Annotated in this window: 1 protein-coding gene; it reads right to left on the bottom strand. The window is 49.3% G+C overall.

Annotation, left to right across the window (positions count from 1 at the left end):
- Positions 1-412 precede the first annotated feature (412 nt).
- Positions 413-655, bottom strand: a complete 243-nt coding sequence (locus ABD817_RS39420; RefSeq protein ID WP_098963735.1) for a hypothetical protein — start codon at positions 653-655, stop codon at positions 413-415.
- Positions 656-763: the final 108 nt, after the last annotated feature.

Here is a 763-nt window from a genome sequence, read left to right as displayed (position 1 = left end):
CAAGGATTCGCACATTGACAGCCTGAAACAGGCCATGCTCCTTCTTGAAAATCACCAGGCAAAATTAACTGAATCCCCGGCGGCATGGTGGAAATTCTGGAAAAAATCCTGACCCCGTCATGCTTCAGTTTTCCTCTCCGGCCATCCCAGGGAGTTCCTGAACCTTCCCAAAAATCGTCAGATCTCTGAACGCTCCTCACCACTAAAAATACCCACACCCCACGCAAAATTAAAATTTTGCAGATTCCTTATTTACAACAATGGGTTAATGAAAAATAAATGTGCGGTGATGTGTTACAAAGTGCAGATCCAAGTCGTGGACGACTCTATGGCGAATCGCTGACGAATTGCCCACGATTCATATGTGAATCACGCTTTATTATCATATAGTTATGATGAATCGACTCTTGATTCAATTCACGATTCGAATCGCCGGTGAATCGTGTGGTGAGTCGTCCGGCGACTTGCCATAACGTGATTGCCGGCCGTCGACGAACCCGATTCCTGAAGGTGCTGAAAACCGGTTTTCCGGCTGCGCCGGCAACGCTTCACGGCCACGCAATAAATTGCGTCCCCGTTCACCGTTTTCGGAGGAGAAGAACGCCGGAAACAGGACTTCCCCTGGCTGAATGGTGTGAATTTCCGCGCTATGCACTTGCGCGCATACTCATGCATGCCGTAAAAACAGAGCCTGCGCGTTTCTGGCGGGTTTTCGGGTGGTTTGTTGCCTGTTTTACCGGTTTCCCGTCAGAAACGTCCTGAG

The sequence above is a fragment of the Streptosporangium oxazolinicum genome (assembly GCF_039537505.1).
GTDB lineage: Bacteria > Actinomycetota > Actinomycetes > Streptosporangiales > Streptosporangiaceae > Streptosporangium > Streptosporangium oxazolinicum.
Note: the sequence above shows the minus strand (reverse complement) of the source record. Positions and strands in the feature narration are given on the sequence as shown.